We start from the raw sequence: 17,213 nt of genomic DNA, 5'->3' as shown, positions 1-17,213 counted from the left end.
CAGTTACAGAATCACATACTCTTTCGATTTGCACCTAACGTGATTTTTATGCAAAGATAATGCAAGCCGAGCGCAATAGAGCTTGCTCTGATTGCCGAGGCGCAGCTTATCTTCTTGCAAAGATAGTGATTATTTATGAAAAACGAGCGGAATTGCCACAAAAAAATTACAGAATTTGTTGGAAAAAATCCATAGCAAGCGGTGTCTTTCTCACTTTTTATTTGTAACTTTGCTGGCAATATCAGATTCCCCCATCGTGGCGTTGCAATACAAATGTCTGCCATTGCATAAGCATAATCATCACAAAAACCTGTAACCGTCAGACAGATAGTGTGACCAAGGAACAAACAATCCCCACTAAAACCTAAATATCCTAACATGAAAAACGAAAGCAAGATACCCACCTGGGACGAACTTTTAGCGTCCATGTCCACATCGGTACAGCACCCGGCAGACACGGCATGGAGCATCTATCGATACCTCAACGCCTACCATAAGGAGATGAGCTCCGAGGAAGCACGCACACTGCTGGCATCATACATGAAAATACCACTCGCACATCCCTCGCTGCTCCATTCGTGCGTGTTAGGCACAGCACTCAAAATGGCCGCCGTGCACGACAGCTTCAACCTGCCGGCATTCCTCAAAATGTGGGGCTTCCCGGCAAACCTCCGACCGGAGGACATGCTATGGCGCACACTCCCCAACGGCAGGACAGTGGCCTCACTCAGGGAAAGGACTGAAAGAGCGGTCAGGGAATACCGACAGAGACATATCGACACGTCGCAGAAAACAATAGGATATGTCGACCGCTACGACGCGAAGCACAAGCATTACCACATCTTCGACCCTCTCTCGCGCCACTTTGTGGCCATCGACCCGCCTACCCCTCCGACCGTAGGCAGCTATGTCCGCTTCGCTCCCGTCATACCGGAAAAAGGCAATTTCAAGACCGCCGTCGCCCTATCGCCTGAGAACCACCACAACGGCCGGCGTGCCTTCGGCATAATGAAAGCAAGAGTCAAATACATCAACCTCGAAAAAGAATACTTTGCCTATGAACTCCTCTCCCCCATCTCCCCTACCCCTGAAGGCGAGATAACCAAAGAAGGATACGCAAACCTATCCCTCGCCGGCAGCGCACAACTCACAGAAAATCAGGAAATCCATATCATCCTCTTCCTCAAACGTGGCAAAGACGGCAAGAAGCGCAACTATATTGCGGAAATCATCTTATAAGCCCCACCTATCCCAAACCGTATCACTACTGTGTCCCTCGCCTTCTTAAACGCAGCAATTCCCATTCACACGCAACCCACACATAACCGCCTCAAAATCAAGCCCATACTCACACCTCAACAAAAGGTAACGATTTGTGTGGCGAATCGTTACCTTTTACCCCGCAAACCGTTATCTTTCACCACACAAAGTGTTACCTTTCAGAATGCCAATCAATAGGATTGGGAAATCAAGTGATTACAGTACGGTTCTCAAATCATGAAACTAAGTCAGTCCACAAAATTAAACGACATTCTTTTCAATCGTTATGTATGGATTTGTCTTTCGCCTTCTCTGCTTGTTCTTTTTGGTGAAAACCATAGGTCTCATCGGTCATGTAGCCCGCTACACTCCCTCTTCAACCCACTATTTTCCCTCAAAAATAACAGCACAGATAATGCAAATTAATTTTGTGGACTAACTTAATAAAAAACACATTACTATTTCACATTTTTTCTAAGAATAACTTTTCATATACGAAGTAAAGTTTGTATATTTGCAAAACTAATGCAAACCGAATGCAGCAAGAACTTGCTCTTATTGCTGAGGTGAAGCTTAGTTTATGTAAGAAAACAAATCAGATGCACTGAATTGCTTCAACTCATAACGATGGACAAAAAAGACAAAAACATAGCCCTCTTCATCTCGTTCTGCATAGAACAATACGCAAAGGCTAAAAATATGGCAACGGATGATGTGGTGGAGCTTTTTGAGCAATATGGAATTACAGAACATTTCTGTGCTTTTTATGATGTTCTCCACACCCAAGGTCATAATTGGCTGATTGAAGAAATTGACGAAATGATTAAACAAAGAAAGAAATGAGCAAAATATATCATGGCAGCATAGAGGTTGTCGAAAACCCGGAGATACGCCAACCCAATCGTTCCCTTGTGGATCAATATCTGTTCCATACAGAAAGGTCATTAACTGCCATTAAATTCGTTGAATCAATCGAAGTGAAATTATGAACGCTCAAATAACACAAGATAATTTGTATCTGATTCTGCCAATAAAAATAAGCTGGCTTGCCGAATGGCTCATGGAAGATAAAGGCATCAGTCTAAAGGATGCCATAAACCGTATCTATCATTCAAAACTCTATAAGAAACTATCAACCGAAAGCACAAAATATTGGCATCTGGGACCGGTGGATTTATATGAAGAATTGCAAAGGGAATTGTAATACATTTTTTTATGTATAGACTTTGTATATTTGCAGACACTAATAGATTTTACCACGATAAAACCATTCTGAAGAAGAAGCTCATAAGATAGTAATATACAAGAGCTTTATTCTTGCTATTTTTTACTATACAGCAATAAATTAGACTATATACGACCAACTCGAAAAGCGGAAGAACTTGATATTTTTTTAACTTAAAACTCGCAATTCATGAATTCTATCTTTCGATATTTACCATGGCAATGGTTCTTATCAACTATATTTGTTATTGTTTTCGCATGTAGTCAGGAATGTTTCATTGTGCAATGGAACAAATGGGTAACACCTTGGCTGACTTTCGATTATAGTTGGGCAACAGTAGTAATGTTAGGCATAATATTGGTTTATCCTACGATACTACTCATAAAACGTTGGAAGAATTACATATATGACAAGGAAAGTATTTTTTTCCTTATTGCATTTGTATTTGTGTATGGCTATTATCGAATAACAAACAAAGATGATTTTGCATACATTGCGAATGGCATCGCTTATGCTGATTTATTTGGAGTTTATACTGGCTTATTTTTGTTAGAAAGTATAATCAATTTTTATTATAAGCAAAAAAAATGTCAGAATGAGTTGTGCAAATTGCAAAATGACACGCCTATACTGTCAATGTCCCAAGACTCATTGGAACGTAGTGTTTTTGTAAGAGAAGTAAGTGGAGAAATATGTAATTCTGATACAACTCATTTTGCTCAAACATTTGGAATCGTAGCACCTTGGGGATATGGAAAAACCTCTTTCATCAATTTAATGAAAGAGAATTTACAGTCCAATTTTAGTAAGAATATAGAAACAATTGATTATAGTCCTTGGAATTTACCTTGCAACATTAGTCCAGCTGAACATTTCTTTAAAATTCTTGCTGGCAAATTCGTTAATTCCGATAAGGATTTATATCACTTGCTAAAAAACTATGCAGCTTTTATGTTGGGAAATGACACAAACAAATTTCTTGACACAATAGTACCAAGTCATGTCCATGCTGTATCATATAATGACATTTGTAATGCGTTGGCTGGATATGGTAAAAAAATCGTAGTGTTTATTGATGATATTGACAGATTGGAGGGAAGGGAAATCTTGGAGGTATTCAAACTAATGCGTGGTAGTGCAAATTTCCCAAACCTTATCTTTGTAGTAACATTTGACAAAGAATATGTAATTACTGCATTGCAGACTGTCTCAAATGCTATGAACGAAAACTACATAAAAAAGTTCTTCAATACTGAATATTATTTGCCTTCCTACAATACAAATATTCTTGTGGAGTTGGCTAAAGAATATGCAGTTTTCTTAAGTAATACGGATTACAATAATTTCATAAAATATTGCACCCAAACAGAACATTTTTGGGGAAATACATCTCCAATAGGAACATTGATAACAAATATTCGTGAATTGAAGAGATGGATAAATACCATAAGAATTGATTATGCACTAATAAAGGATGACGTGAAGATTGAAGATTATGCCGATCTCACTCTTCTGAAGATTTATTATCATGCAGTATATATGTCAATTAGAAATGAGCACAAGACATATCTTATAGAAGAAAACGGAATGTTGGTGTTGTTCAATGAAAAAGCATACGAACATAAAGATGATATTGAACGTAAGATACATTGTGGAAGCAAAAAAGATTTTTGGAAGAATTCTCCTGCAAAAGAATTTGACAATATAGGCAAGGAAAAAGAAAAGGAGTATCTTGAATCCATCCTGAGCAGATTATTTAAGGCGAGGATGTATGGTGCTGAAGATAGAGCAATAAATAATCCATTCTGTTTCGATCGCTATTTTTATACTTCTATACAAAGTGATGATATTGCCGACAAAGATTTTTCCGCATTCTGCAAATCGTCTCTAAGCGATATGAAATCTTATGTGGACAATAATCTTGAAAATAAATCCACAGCACTCAGATATAAAATAGAGCAGTATCATACTGAAGATAGTACAATAGCAACAAATTTGTTGGAAGTGATATTTTATGCTGGTTCTAAGATGAAAGGCTTCTTCATCAAACCAGATGTTGTATATGAGTTCTTAGAATATACAAATGCTGACATTGCTCCAAGAAAAATATTAATAATGGAGTTGATGACTAAAAATGGGGCTTCTCATTTCGTGAAAATGATTTTAAGTGCCATTGACAATCATAGAATGTACGTTAAGTACAGATGGGAGGAACTTTTCACAGAGAAAGAAAAACAAGAACTGAAAATAAAAATGCTCCAATTCGCAATCGAAGAAAGAGCAGACATTGATGACGTCTACGATTTTTTTAGGTATACAATGAAAAAAGACGGCAAGGGGCAAGCAGAATATGATAAAAATGCATTAATGCTAATGAAAGACATTTGCTTGGATAGACCTGACGAGATGCTACCTGGACAAGTGTGGACTAATAGTCATTTAGAAGAGCCATATCGATGGAAACTATCTGATACGATTTTGAATATGTGGGGAAATAATATAGATAAAATGAAGTCTGATTTAAGGGGACTGCCATCAAGTCCTATTATAGAAGAATTTCTAGCCTTCATCGAAAAATGGGAAAGCAATGGTAAGACACCAATTACATATGATTTCGTATACTTAAAAAAGTAGCAGGGAAATAAGTGCGTTTATTATTACAATTTTTTTTGGCAAATTAAGCAAATATTAGTAACTTTGCAAATGGCTTTATAGTCATACTCGATGGAGAAAAGAACACAAATAATAGCATATCACATAAACCTGACACAATGGATTTTTTTGGTTTGAAAATAGGAGACACTTCATCAAATGGTCAAGTAAAAATTATTGACGAAGATAGGCTATGCTTTCTTGTAAGGTCTGAAAGCAAGGGAGCTGTTGGGCTTAGAACAATATCCAAGCAACTTTTATTGGAATTTTTCAAGTTGATTAGCGAGAATCCTGAAATCAACGCCAATCAAGCAAGAGAAATACTATGCGGTAAATCTGATGTTGATAAATTTGAATATGGTTATTCATCCACACTGCTGATAATGGCAAAAATGATGAAAGACCATAAACTTGCTATGACTCCAACTGGTAATAGTTTATACTCTCGCCAAATAATCTTCTACGGCGCACCTGGTACAGGCAAGTCAAACCGTATAGAAAAGGACACAAATAATAGTAATAGGATACGAACAACTTTCCACCCCGATAGTGATTACTCAACATTTGTCGGTGCTTACAAGCCAACAGTCAAGACTGTTACTGTCTATGAGGCAAGCGGTTCTATTAGGGAAGAGGAACAGATAACTTATTCTTTTGTCCCACAAGCATTCTTAAAGGCTTATGTGGAGGCTTGGAAGCGCATGGATGCAGGAGATGACAGTTCGTATTATCTTGTCATTGAGGAAATAAACCGTGGCAATTGCGCACAGATATTTGGTGATTTGTTCCAATTGCTTGACAGGGACGATAGGGGCAGGTCACGTTATGCTATTGCCCCTGACGATGATATGAGGCGTCATATAGCAAAGGAATTGGATGATTGCACGAATATTGACGAAAATATAAGGACAGGCAATGAGATGCGATTGCCTGAGAATCTGTACATTTGGGCAACGATGAACACCAGTGACCAGTCGCTGTTCCCGATTGACTCCGCTTTCAAGCGTCGTTGGGATTGGGAGTATATGCCAATAGAGAAAGGGGATAAGGAGTTTGTAATCAATATTGACAATACAAAGTACGACTGGTGGGAGTTCATCAGCACTATTAATAAGAAGATTGAGGGTATCACCTGTTCTGAGGACAAGAAGTTAGGCTATTGGTTTGCCAAGCCGGCTAACGGAGGCACAGAGATTGACTGCAAGCAGTTTGTTTCAAAGGTGTTGTTCTACCTGTGGAATGATGTCTACAAGGATTATGTGGACAGCAATGACAGTATTTTCAGAATAAAAACGGCTGACGGCAGTAAAAAGGTATCTTTCACCACATTCTTCGGTGATGGGCGTGAGGAGCAAGTTAAGGCGTTCATGGACTACAATGAAATCCAACCCAAACCATTGACAACAGATGCAGGTGACACAGAAGAGGAAGACGACACTGACGAGTTAGCCGGATTGTCAAAAAAGGATAGAGATTACTCTAAATACAGAATCAACGACGGAGCAGCAGAATACGGCAAGGGCGCACTTGTCCGAGAAACTATAGCCTATTATTGCTCCCAAAATCCAGAGAAGGATGCAAGTGCAATAAAAGACGCATGGATGTCTCTCAACATTATGACAATCCCACACCTTGTAGAAACACAGACTGATTTTGAAGAAAGGACATCAACCTCTATAGACCCAAACAAACGTGCAAAGGTAATAACCTTAAATAACGGAGAATCTATTTATGTGTCAACACAAATAGGCAGTGGAAACATAAAAGACTTTATTGATAAGGTTAATTTGCAGGATTGGAATATACGTATAAAAAAAGCATGACATGCGCATACTGATTGAAGGTTATCATTACAAGGCTGATGATGTGAAGGGCGTTCTTACGGGGCTTGATTTCTTGGAGAATGTCCATCATGAGGTAGTCGTGAATTATGTAGGTTATTTGTATAACCCGCATATTCATGACTGTGTATTCATTTTGCCGAAAGTGATTGTTGACAAGCATGGCATGGCTTTCTCGCACCTTGACCCTTCAACGATAATCCATGTTGAGGAAGCGGAGGGGTTGGCTGACGATGAGCGCAGATTCCTTTATGAGTTCGCTGTGTGGATTTACCGTGCGCTATTTGTCTTCAACAAGTACAATCCTGAGAATGATATAGTATACCATAAGCAGATGCTTAAGGTGGGAAGCCGTCAAAAGCACCTTACCAACACTTATCTTGAAGTGTTGCTGGCGTTGATAGACTTCAACAAGAAGAACCGGAATTTCTTCATGACCATCCTGAAGAACCTTCATTCAGGCTTAAACAAGATAAACTGGACACGCACCATTGCACGTTGCCAGGCTATAGTGCAGAACAACAGACCTGTTTATCTTAATCCTGTCAACAAGAAACGGCAGATCAACTTTGACGAGGAGTTACTCATCATCTTCTTTTCCATATTGAAGCATATTAATGAGAAATATGGTTTCCCTGTAACGATAAATGTAGGTTTTGAACTGATTACCGGTGCTAAGTTCGAGCACTACCTGAATGGTTATGGCCAAGTAAGGTTGCGGCAGATTAAATACAAGTATTTCTCGGATAAAGCACTTTATTTGTGGGAGTTGTGTTTTGCATTCTTTGACAAGGCGAGAAACATTTCCGTTGCAAGTGAGTTGCAGGAGTATTTGATTGCCAAGAACTTCAACATTGTGTTTGAGTCTATCATTGACGAACTTGTCGGAGACAAGAAAGCTGAGCTTCCGGACGGACTGAAAGACCAAAATGACGGCAAGCGTGTCGACCATTTGTATAGCTATAAAGGTTTGACGACAGTAGGGACGGACGACAAATCAATATACTATATCGGTGACAGCAAGTACTATCATTTGAAGAATGACATTTCTGATGAGTCTGTATATAAGCAGTATACGTATGCACGGAATGTCATACAGTGGAATATGGACATCTTCCTTAATCCTGACGAGAAAAACGAGAAATGGCGCAACCGGACTCAGAAGTACAGAGATGATGTGACTGAAGGGTATAACATCGTCCCGAACTTTTTCATCAGTGCAAGGATGGATGAAGGGTTGTCGTATGCAGACCGTATCTATAATGTTGACAAGGAAAAGCAGTCGTTTGTGCAAAGGCATTTTGAGAACCGTCTTTTTGATCGCGATACATTGCTTATTTATCATTATGATGTGAATTTCCTATATGTCGTGTCGCTGTATGCACAAGATAATGACAGTGCAAAGAGGCTGTGGAAAGACAAAGTCAGGAAGATGTTCCGTGAGGAGATACAAAAGATGCTGGAGGCAAGTTTCTCTTTCTATGCCATGACGGCACATCCCGGTGTAGATGCCAAAGAGTATATCGAGAAGAATTTCCAAAGTGTCCTCGGCAAGATGTACAAACCATATCAAAACCCTGATTATTTCTCTCTTGCACTTGATAATGGCGACAAGTATAAAGCTGAGAACGAAGAACTTCTTGTAGAACTGAGAAAACATTTCTATGTGGAAGAGATAAAGATTGGTATAGACCCGGAACCAAAACTCGTCAATGCCATTGAGGCGGGCAAGGCTTATGAAGCAGAGCATACCAATGAGGAGTGGCTCACAGAGTACCATGTTGAACGCTACCAAGATGAGTTTTTTGTTGTGGGAATGTACCATGACAAGGCACATCTTGACTGGATTAAAGGCAACAACAAAGATAAGACATTGAGATACAATGTCCGTTTGGCGAAAAATCGTGAAGGTGCCCAGCAGGTTGGCAAGATACATAAAATGAGACCTAAATTCGCTATTCTGTATGAAGAAGGACATGAATTTGAAAACAAATACCATGTATTCCGCATAAATGGTTATCCTGTTATGTCGGAAGAGGATATGAAGACATCATTTTATCCGCGCGAACCAAAAGGAGATTATTTGATTTTCAGTCTTGAGGAAGAAGTGAAAATAGGCCATTATGATATAAACAAGTTGATTTCCACGAGACGCATAGACACTAAGGAACAATTCATAGAAGGTGCTCCTATCTATGTGAAAGGCAATGAACTTCTTGAATATAAACGATAATACAACATTAGAACGAAATAGTGAAAAACCTATACTGAGAATATTTGCATATACTACATACGATGTTCCTCCAACAAGAGAATTTTGATTCAAAAAAACAGATAAAAGTAGGCATCTGTATTACATGATTAAACCAGTGTCAGTCAAATCACACATTTTAATTCGGACTATTAATTATGACAAAAGAAGATTTGAAAAAACGTATCGCGCAAGGCGAATCTTCTATACTGTAGTTCAAACTGCAGTGGAGCGATAACGATAAGATAACCAAAGAGATAATAGCTTTTGCCAACAGCAGAGGCGGTAGTATCGTATTTGGTGTGGAAGACAAAACAGGTTGCATAAAGGGACTGACATACGATGAAGTACAGGAAATTTCATCTAAAGCTGGCAATATGGCAGAGAACAATGTGGTTCCCCCTCTCTATATTATGTCACATCCGGAAGAAATAGAAGGTAAGACCGTGCTGGTTGTTGACATTCCTCCAGGCATCAACAAGCCCTATAAATCCAAAAAGAATGGGCTTATCTATGTAAAACAAGGTGCCGACAAGAGGCAGGTAAGTGACAATCATGAGATACTACGAATGTTTTACGAGTCTGGCCAATACCATCCGGATAGGATTGGTGTGCCTGGCACATCCGTTAAGAATCTGAGCGAATCATTAATTGACAAGTTCTTCTTAAAACAATTTGGCAAAACGAAAGAAGATTTTGATATACCCATTACCACCTTGTACGAGAATCTGTGTCTGCTTGATGAAAAAGGCCAAGCGACCTTAGCCGGCTTGCTCTTCTTTGGCGTTATGCCTACATGGAAATGCCCACAGTTTAAGATAAAGGCTGTTTGTTTTGTCGGTAATGATAAATCCGGGACAGAATATAGGGACAGTGTTGACATAGAAGGGACCATACCTGAGATGTATGAACAGGCTATTCGCTTCTGTGAAGGAAACCTTCGTCATTTGCAGGAGGGGCAGTCTTTCAACTCTACAGGAAAATTGGAAGTATCACGCATTGCGCTTGAAGAGCTTATCCAAAATGCCTTGGTTCACAGAGAAATGATTGGTGATGATGTCGTAAAACTGTTTATCTTTGACAATCGTATTGAGATAGAAAGCCCCGGATGCTTACCTGCCGACCTGACTGTAGAAAAGATCATGCTAGGCAATGCCAAGATACGCAATCCCCAATTGTCGCAATTCTGTGGCAAAACAATGCCATACAGAGGATTGGGAACAGGCATCACGCGCACCATGAAATCCGGCTCACGCATAGAACTGAACAATGATGTAGAGCGGGATAAATTTGTGGCTACTATTTGGAGAGACCAAAATAATGCGCAACTTTCGCCTGATAATGCGCAACTTTCGCCTGATAATGCAAAGAGAATATTGGAAGCTGCACATAAACTGTTGGGAGCGTGCAACACACTTTCAGACGGCAAAATAAAATCCCTTCAAGAGATGACAGTATTGATAGCGTCACGCCCTGCCATAACAAGCAAAGAATTGGTTGAGTGTACAAAAACATCTCGTCGCACGATTACAGAATACACAAATATCTTACAGCAAATGGAACTTATCAAGCGTGAAGGGTCAAAGAAAACCGGTGGTTGGGTGTTGTGCGATAAACTTAAAGAAAAATTGGTATGATAGAACAAAGATAGTTAATTGCCCATTGCAAACACTTTGTCAGTTACTCGCAAATGCTTGCATCGTTACTATCCACATGACAGATGTTCCTATAAGTTCAAACAGGAGCGCAATGGCTTGAAATCCATTGCGCTCCATGTTTTTAAAAAGTTGTGCTTTTGCACTTGTAAAGTTGTACTTCATGAGGCGTAAAGTACAACTTTATTTTTCAGATGTTTTGTAGCAATTTGTATATACCCCCATTGATACCCCTATAAAATTTGGAATCGCTTGTGAAATGTTGTACCTTTGCAGTCGTATAAGCCAGGCGGCACCTCAGCAATTAAAGTAAACTTTATTGCATTCGGTTGGCACTGGCTTTGCATCCGTAATCGAAACCTTGATAATAGGGGGGGGGGAAAGATTACAAGTGGTCTTTGACATATTTACCATACCTTATTTATATTAATGTGAGCAATCATCCGGCAGAACGAAGAGCCACCGTTTCACGGTGCTTTGATAGCGTTTTGCTTTTTATAATATACTGCAAATTCGTCGAACTCACTTTATTTATCTTATAGCGTCCTCAGCCGGAAACGCTTCGCGCTACTCAAACAGGCGGCGGTAGTATTCCGCCTTCTTTTCCAATTTGAGAGGATAGGCGCGTGATGATGACGGCATACGCCACCACCGCAACTTACGGCCGGCAAACTCCAGTTCCACACTGCCTCCTATCGGCGGCATGGGGACAAGAGCGGCAGGCTGTGAGGAGGGAGTGCCGGCATTGCCAACTGCGGAGAGCTGCATCTGCAACTCTTCACTCGCTTTCCCTCCTGTCGTGGCAACTGTGTGGCAGCATGGCATGGCGGAGAGCAAGGCGGAGATGTCCGTAGGTTCGAGTATCTCAAGGAAATTGTCACTGGCATTGTCCTTGTGGCGGCACACTTTCACCGCTGTGTCGTAGAATGCCAGTCCGTTGCGTTCCGCAAACTCTACTATCCGTTCTTTGTCGAAGCGTTTCTCCCCTTTCACCTCAAAATGAGTCTTGTCGCCATAGTGAATCAAGCCCATGAGACGCCAGAAGTCATTTATCCAGTTTGGGTAAAAGAAATCCATCGACCACCGTGCTTTCGGCGGCGGGAAACTTCCGAGGAACAGTATTTTTCCTCCTGACGGAAGGAACGGGCGCAAAGGATGTTCTTCGATTGTCATAAGCAAATGTAAACCGTTGGGCAAATAAGAGTAACAGAGATTATACTTGTTTGATAATATTGATAAGTAACTATTGTAAATTACTTTACATGTAAGTTGTGTTTGTACTAAAACTTGTTCTTTCTTTGTTTATTCCGCTGCACAGTTTGTTTGCGGAGGTACGGAAGAGCCGGCAGGATGCCAACCTTTCAAGACGAAGACCGGTGTGGAATAGCATTTGATAAGGGCGGCATCAGTCTTGGCATTCAGTTGGCGGGAATAAGGATGCCGTTGGGAAGTATCCACAAGCCGGCGTGTGTGGCTGTCTCGTGTGCCATATTCAAGCATACGTGCTGTCGGCAATCCTATAGAGCTCCATCCTTCAGGGATGATGTTGTGAGTGAAACAATTGATTAACACAAACTCGGCATCAGGATATGACGTGCCCTTGTTGGTGCTGGTGCGCCCAAAGTCAGCTTTGCATCCGTCAGGAGCAGAGAACGTGCATTCCAAAAACACATCACCATGATGGCCTGCAGTGTTCCTCACCCATGAGAATGGTCCTCCACCATTGCGGAAATGGCTGCGATAGGCAAAAAGACTGCCCCTTCCAAGTATTGTGTCACCTCCGCCGTCAAGTTCGCAGCACTCCATATAGACAGTGCCGTTTGCCTGAAGCGCATCACCGGACCCTATGACATGAACCCTGTACAGCGCAATACGCTCTCCATTGAGCAGCAATCCCTCGGCCTGACCTTGCAAATCAGTGGCTATTGTTATGTCTTCCAAAATGATGTCATGACAATTGTCAAGTGCGAAAGCTGCACGACGAGAGGGGAACGTACCGGGCCATTCATTGGTTTTCACCGTCAAAGGGTGGGGATTGAACACCTCGTTGTTAGCGTAATGCACACGTGTAGAGGCCATGCCCTCACCTTTAATCTTCACATTAGTCTTGTTGCGGGCGTAAACTATCTCCTCATAATCGCCGGCTTTCACGAATATCACTGTACGCCGGGCACTGAAATCAGGCACAGCATCAAGTGCGCCTTGCACTGTACAATAATCACCACAACCGGAAGCGTCCACAACGAGAGTGTCTTTCAGGAACTTCGGCGCTTCCTTTGTTGTGAAAGTCCATGGCTGCTTGCGCGTTGTACCTTTATACTTCCGCGCCCTTATCGCTCCGCCGGATATTTCCACACTATATTTCCTGCCATAGTCCAGAACGTTGTTATGCAGACAGATTGTGGCTGTCTTGTCGTGGATTATGACCGGATGGAAATGGAAAGCATCGGTAAAACCGCCGATAATGTTAAGCTGATACTCAGGAGGCGTTGGCTCAGCCGTGCCTGACGGAGTGCCGGGGCGAGTGTCCCGATTGGTAGGCATCACCGTGCGCGCATAATCATATGGGATTTTCGTATAGTCGCAGTCTTTTCCGTAAGTGCGGCTCTCCGTCGGACCGGCGGGAACACTTAGGTCAATGCTGTCAACTACCATTCCTGTGGCAACATCCGTGATGCGTATCATTCCCGCAGAGCCTACGGCAGGGATGTCATTGAAAGTGATTCGAAGACGTGTGTCCGGGCAAACGCCGACAGCACCGTTTTGGGGACTCAGCGTCACTGTCTGTGCATTGACATCGCACCAACCCACCAAGACAAGTAAGGATAAGGCAGCAATACGTATCTTTTTTTTCATCTTTCCAACAGTTACTTATAATCAAACCTTCACATTTAAGGGCATTGTTTCAGCAGTTCGCGGCAGCCTTCAAGGCAGTCACGGTAGGTAGCGTCAAAGTTGCCGGTGTACCATGGGTCGGCGACATCTCCAGGACGGTCTGTATAATCAAGCAACATGTGGATTTTGCCTTCGGAATCACCACCGCACATGCGCTGCATATTGCGTATGTTATAGGAATCCATGCCTATCAGCAAATCGTAGTGATCATAATCATCACGGCGTAATTGGCGTGCGGTTTTTCCCTCGCAGCTGATGCCATGCTCTGCCAGCTTGCGGCGTGCAGGAGGATAGACACTGTTGCCTATTTCCTCTGTGCTTGTCGCTGCAGAGGCTATCTCAAACTCATCAGCCCTGCCGGCTTCACTGACAAGTCTCTTCATTATGAACTCCGCCATCGGGCTTCTGCAGATGTTGCCGTGGCAGACAAAAAGTATTTTGGTCTTCATTGTATATTTGTATTTGTTTTTTTTAATGGGTTGATATAAATAATAAGTATTCGAGAAACAGAGTCAGCGGTTTGTAATATAGTGCGTAACAAACATGGCTATCCAACCAATAACAAGGTACACACTCGCATACAGTATAAACCATGGTTCGTGAATATCGAAAAACAGCCATGTCCCGGAAAGGAACATAATAGCTGAAAACAAAGGTATATGCCACATTTGCCTGATGCTCTTACCGCAATTGATACCCAAGGCTATTGAGTACATGGGATTAAGGGCTAAGAACAACATCATGCACAATGCCATACCACTACACTCAGAAGCAAGGCGTGCAACGGCAAAAGGCAGAACAAACATAACAACAAACGTTACGCCTATCCATCTTAGCTGTTGTTTTCGCATCTCTGTCGCCATTGTTACAGTCCTATTTGATAAACCCTTGTTGATTCTCCCCAAGGATGATAGCAATCGCCTAAATATCTGAAACCGAATTTCTCGTAATATCCTATATGTTCAGTGCACAGATTCAGCGTCTTGAATCCGAATGCTTCTGTATCTTGGATTGCACGGTCTATCAGTGTCTTGCCAAGGTTGCGCCCTCGGCAATCTTCTTCAATGTACAGGGCTACAAGCCATGGGTACAAATCCATACGTGAATTGAAATCATTAGTGACAAGCCCTGCACAACCGACAATCCGCTCCTCGTCCAGAAGCAGATACCATTGCGGCAGAGGGTTCTCAGCATCCATACAATTACGCAGGCAATCGTCGTAAACAGGCATGGACTCTTCGGTAGCCCACTTTTCTTGAAAATAGGCTATTGCACGTTCAAGATATTCAGGTGAATGTCGTAATGATATAATTTCCATATAGTGATTTTATGGTAAGACAGAATTGATTTGCAAAAATATGCAGACACATTACTCGTGACTTTTATATTAATCCCTGACTGTATTTTTGCAATATGCTCCTATGTAATATAGCTTCTCATGTAAAAGTGTGGCGGAGCCACAGCCCTTATGGTAACCCCTCGCTTTAGCGATGGGGATAATAAGCTGTGCTGCAAGTTGTGTGGCAGCACCACACTCCTGTATGTTCAATCTTCGTCCAACTGTATGAAAGTGGCTTGTTGGGATTCGTGCCGTCTGTGATTCCGGCATAAAGGAGTGTGGTTCCACCACACAAGCTGATGATTTCAGCCTATAGCCCCACAAGCTGAAGCAGTGGGTTACCGTAAGGATTGTGGCTCCGCCACACTTTGCATGGAAATTTTGGCAATAGGGCATGAGTGTTTTCGCAATTTAATTTTGTTTTACTATATATTATACTTTCAGTGATTTGAGAAATACACATTTAGCAAAGCATTTGAGAAAAAACAGGTTGGCTATTTTCTCATTGTTGCCCTCTACTTCTCCACATCCATTTTAGGTCCGGGATTGTTCCAGCCGTACTTTTCTTTCTGTACGGAAGAGTTTACCGAAAGGCTGTTATTTCTGACAGTATAGCCATCCGTGCAGGCATCGAAATAGATAGGGAATGCACGGAAATTAGTGGCATAAGGTGAAGGATAAGGTGAGCTGACCGTATTGTGCTCTATGAGCGAGCCGGGCTGATTGGACATTGTGTAGATTCCACCTGCATCATAGAGTATGCGTGCATAGTCCGTGACTGTATTCTCCGTGATACGGTTATTGCGCATTCCGGTGTCCTCCGGAGTCCAACCCCAACCAACACAGATGCCGGAATAGTTCACTTTCGATACTTTATTCTTGCGAATGACGAAATCACGCACATAGCCACAGCCGACAGCCACCGCACCCCAGTCGCATGTTGTGGCATTGTGAATGATGTTACTGTCAATGACAAAGCCGGTTGTATTGGTGTAGTTACGTGGATGATGCGCTTCACATGGTCCTTCACCAAACGAGCCTGCCATAATTGCCGTACCGCCAATGTTCTCAAACTTGTTTCCGACAATCATTGCATCGGCACAGTGATGTGCATAATCCAACGCTGTGGACGATAAGTTTGTGAATGTGCAGTCCTTAAAGTTAACACGCTCGGCATAAGTCACGGACACTGCAGCCTCCGGGCGTATCACCCATGCCTGGTTTTCAAGCGTAGGAGCCCATGGCGTGCCCTCGTTCTCTGTGAGTTTGTATGCGTCGATTATCGGGAAACCGCCCTGAAGTGTGACATGTCCATATTTCAAAGGACGCTCCCATGAGGCATTCTCAAAAGAGACATTCTTAAAAGAGATGTCATGTACAGAGGCATATTCCGAACCTTCTATTGTCACAAGGCGTGACAAAGAGGCAGAAGGGTAAGCTATCGGACGCATCAGGAATGAGGAAGAACCTCTCTCCTCGCCTATCACCGGTTGTGGCCACGGATGAGAGAACTCCCAGCGCGACTCAGGATTGCGGAACGTGACAATGGCTTTGTTGCCGGAGATACGAATGGCCTTGATGCGCAGGATGGCTATTGCCCAACGCTGATGCACAACCATTTCGTACTTGGCAGCATCGGCAACATTGGTTATTCCATAAGTCTGTAACGACTTTGCAGGAATGATAATTTGCTCCTTGTCCTTGTCAAAGGCAAGCATACGTTCCATTTTCGGATACTCGTCCATGGAACAGGAATTGTCTGCCTGGCCACCGGAAATAGTTCCACCCATGATGACTGTTGGGCTGTCAGTAGTTCCGCTGTCTTCCGGGCGTATGTAAAGTGGCTCATCCAATACGAATGTTTCCCCCTTGGCAAGGTTTATTGTTATGCCGCCTTTCATGTTGGGATTGTTCGTTCGCCGCCATTCCCTTGCTATGCGCAACGCCTTTTGAAGAGTTTGTACAGGAGCATTCTTATCACCTATTGCCTTGTCGCTGCCGCTGACAGACACATAAATGTCACCGGCAAAGCAGTGCAAATTCACCGCAACGAGGAACAACAGCAGTATTTGTCTTTTCATATTCATAGGTTAGT

The 17,213-nt window shown here is 42.1% G+C and carries 13 protein-coding genes; 7 read left to right on the top strand and 6 right to left on the bottom strand.

The genetic code is table 11. From position 1 onward, the window contains the following. The first annotated feature begins 378 nt into the window (after positions 1-378). From HPS57_RS05675 to HPS57_RS05645, 7 genes are all read left to right on the top strand, one after another. A complete protein-coding gene (locus tag HPS57_RS05675; protein WP_172181060.1) occupies positions 379-1,239 on the top strand; it encodes a hypothetical protein in 861 nt (286 codons plus the stop codon). A 648-nt stretch (positions 1,240-1,887) separates the two neighbouring features. After that, the gene (locus HPS57_RS05670) at positions 1,888-2,103 is read left to right on the top strand and encodes a DUF3791 domain-containing protein (RefSeq protein WP_172181058.1); all 216 of its coding nucleotides are present in this window, start codon (positions 1,888-1,890) and stop codon (positions 2,101-2,103) included. Between the two features lie 142 nt (positions 2,104-2,245). Further along, a complete protein-coding gene (locus tag HPS57_RS05665) occupies positions 2,246-2,464 on the top strand; it encodes a hypothetical protein (protein ID WP_172181056.1) in 219 nt (72 codons plus the stop codon). 672 nt (positions 2,465-3,136) lie between these two features. Next, positions 3,137-5,119, top strand: a complete 1,983-nt coding sequence (locus tag HPS57_RS05660; RefSeq protein ID WP_172181054.1) for a KAP family P-loop NTPase fold protein — start codon at positions 3,137-3,139, stop codon at positions 5,117-5,119. A gap of 278 nt (positions 5,120-5,397) precedes the next feature. Then, complete coding sequence (locus tag HPS57_RS05655; protein ID WP_172181052.1) at positions 5,398-6,960, top strand: McrB family protein; 1,563 nt, start codon at positions 5,398-5,400, stop codon at positions 6,958-6,960. Between the two features lies 1 nt (position 6,961). Further along, positions 6,962-9,211 (top strand): restriction endonuclease, encoded by a 2,250-nt coding sequence (locus tag HPS57_RS05650; RefSeq protein ID WP_172181050.1) that lies wholly within the window; start codon positions 6,962-6,964, stop codon positions 9,209-9,211. A 239-nt stretch (positions 9,212-9,450) separates the two neighbouring features. After that, positions 9,451-10,866 carry an RNA-binding domain-containing protein gene (locus HPS57_RS05645; protein ID WP_253946483.1) on the top strand — a complete coding sequence of 472 codons (1,416 nt, stop codon included), beginning with the start codon at positions 9,451-9,453 and terminating at the stop codon, positions 10,864-10,866. Between the two features lie 585 nt (positions 10,867-11,451). Here HPS57_RS05645 and HPS57_RS05640 read toward each other — a convergent pair. From HPS57_RS05640 to HPS57_RS05620, 6 genes are all read right to left on the bottom strand, one after another. Continuing rightward, positions 11,452-12,057: a uracil-DNA glycosylase family protein gene (locus HPS57_RS05640; RefSeq protein WP_172181046.1), complete on the bottom strand. Its 606-nt coding sequence runs from the start codon at positions 12,055-12,057 to the stop codon at positions 11,452-11,454. A 129-nt stretch (positions 12,058-12,186) separates the two neighbouring features. Further along, the gene (locus HPS57_RS05635; RefSeq protein ID WP_172181044.1) at positions 12,187-13,740 is read right to left on the bottom strand and encodes a pectinesterase family protein; all 1,554 of its coding nucleotides are present in this window, start codon (positions 13,738-13,740) and stop codon (positions 12,187-12,189) included. 35 nt (positions 13,741-13,775) lie between these two features. Continuing rightward, a complete protein-coding gene (locus HPS57_RS05630; RefSeq protein ID WP_172181042.1) occupies positions 13,776-14,228 on the bottom strand; it encodes a low molecular weight protein-tyrosine-phosphatase in 453 nt (150 codons plus the stop codon). A gap of 63 nt (positions 14,229-14,291) precedes the next feature. Then, on the bottom strand, positions 14,292-14,519 hold the full coding sequence (locus tag HPS57_RS14600) for a DUF2651 family protein (protein ID WP_501981536.1): 228 nt from the start codon (positions 14,517-14,519) through the stop codon (positions 14,292-14,294). Positions 14,520-14,644: 125 nt separating this feature from the next. Then, positions 14,645-15,097, bottom strand: a complete 453-nt coding sequence (locus HPS57_RS05625; RefSeq protein ID WP_172181040.1) for a GNAT family N-acetyltransferase — start codon at positions 15,095-15,097, stop codon at positions 14,645-14,647. 536 nt (positions 15,098-15,633) lie between these two features. After that, a complete protein-coding gene (locus HPS57_RS05620; protein WP_172181038.1) occupies positions 15,634-17,199 on the bottom strand; it encodes a right-handed parallel beta-helix repeat-containing protein in 1,566 nt (521 codons plus the stop codon). Positions 17,200-17,213: the final 14 nt, after the last annotated feature.

This window comes from Palleniella intestinalis (genome assembly GCF_013166595.1).
Classification (GTDB): domain Bacteria; phylum Bacteroidota; class Bacteroidia; order Bacteroidales; family Bacteroidaceae; genus Prevotella; species Prevotella intestinalis.
This window is presented reverse-complemented; position numbering and strand designations above follow the sequence as displayed.

What these genes read in the sequence shown, in the direction of transcription:
- HPS57_RS05625 (WP_172181040.1), bottom strand. Translation starts at nt 15,097, where the DNA reads ATGGAAATTATATCATTACGACATTCACCTGAATATCTTGAACGTGCA.
- HPS57_RS05635 (WP_172181044.1), bottom strand. Translation starts at nt 13,740, where the DNA reads ATGAAAAAAAAGATACGTATTGCTGCCTTATCCTTACTTGTCTTGGTG.
- HPS57_RS05620 (WP_172181038.1), bottom strand. Translation starts at nt 17,199, where the DNA reads ATGAAAAGACAAATACTGCTGTTGTTCCTCGTTGCGGTGAATTTGCAC.
- HPS57_RS05675 (WP_172181060.1), top strand. Translation starts at nt 379, where the DNA reads ATGAAAAACGAAAGCAAGATACCCACCTGGGACGAACTTTTAGCGTCC.
- HPS57_RS05630 (WP_172181042.1), bottom strand. Translation starts at nt 14,228, where the DNA reads ATGAAGACCAAAATACTTTTTGTCTGCCACGGCAACATCTGCAGAAGC.
- HPS57_RS05640 (WP_172181046.1), bottom strand. Translation starts at nt 12,057, where the DNA reads ATGACAATCGAAGAACATCCTTTGCGCCCGTTCCTTCCGTCAGGAGGA.
- HPS57_RS05670 (WP_172181058.1), top strand. Translation starts at nt 1,888, where the DNA reads ATGGACAAAAAAGACAAAAACATAGCCCTCTTCATCTCGTTCTGCATA.
- HPS57_RS14600 (WP_501981536.1), bottom strand. Translation starts at nt 14,519, where the DNA reads ATGTTGTTCTTAGCCCTTAATCCCATGTACTCAATAGCCTTGGGTATC.
- HPS57_RS05665 (WP_172181056.1), top strand. Translation starts at nt 2,246, where the DNA reads ATGAACGCTCAAATAACACAAGATAATTTGTATCTGATTCTGCCAATA.
- HPS57_RS05650 (WP_172181050.1), top strand. Translation starts at nt 6,962, where the DNA reads ATGCGCATACTGATTGAAGGTTATCATTACAAGGCTGATGATGTGAAG.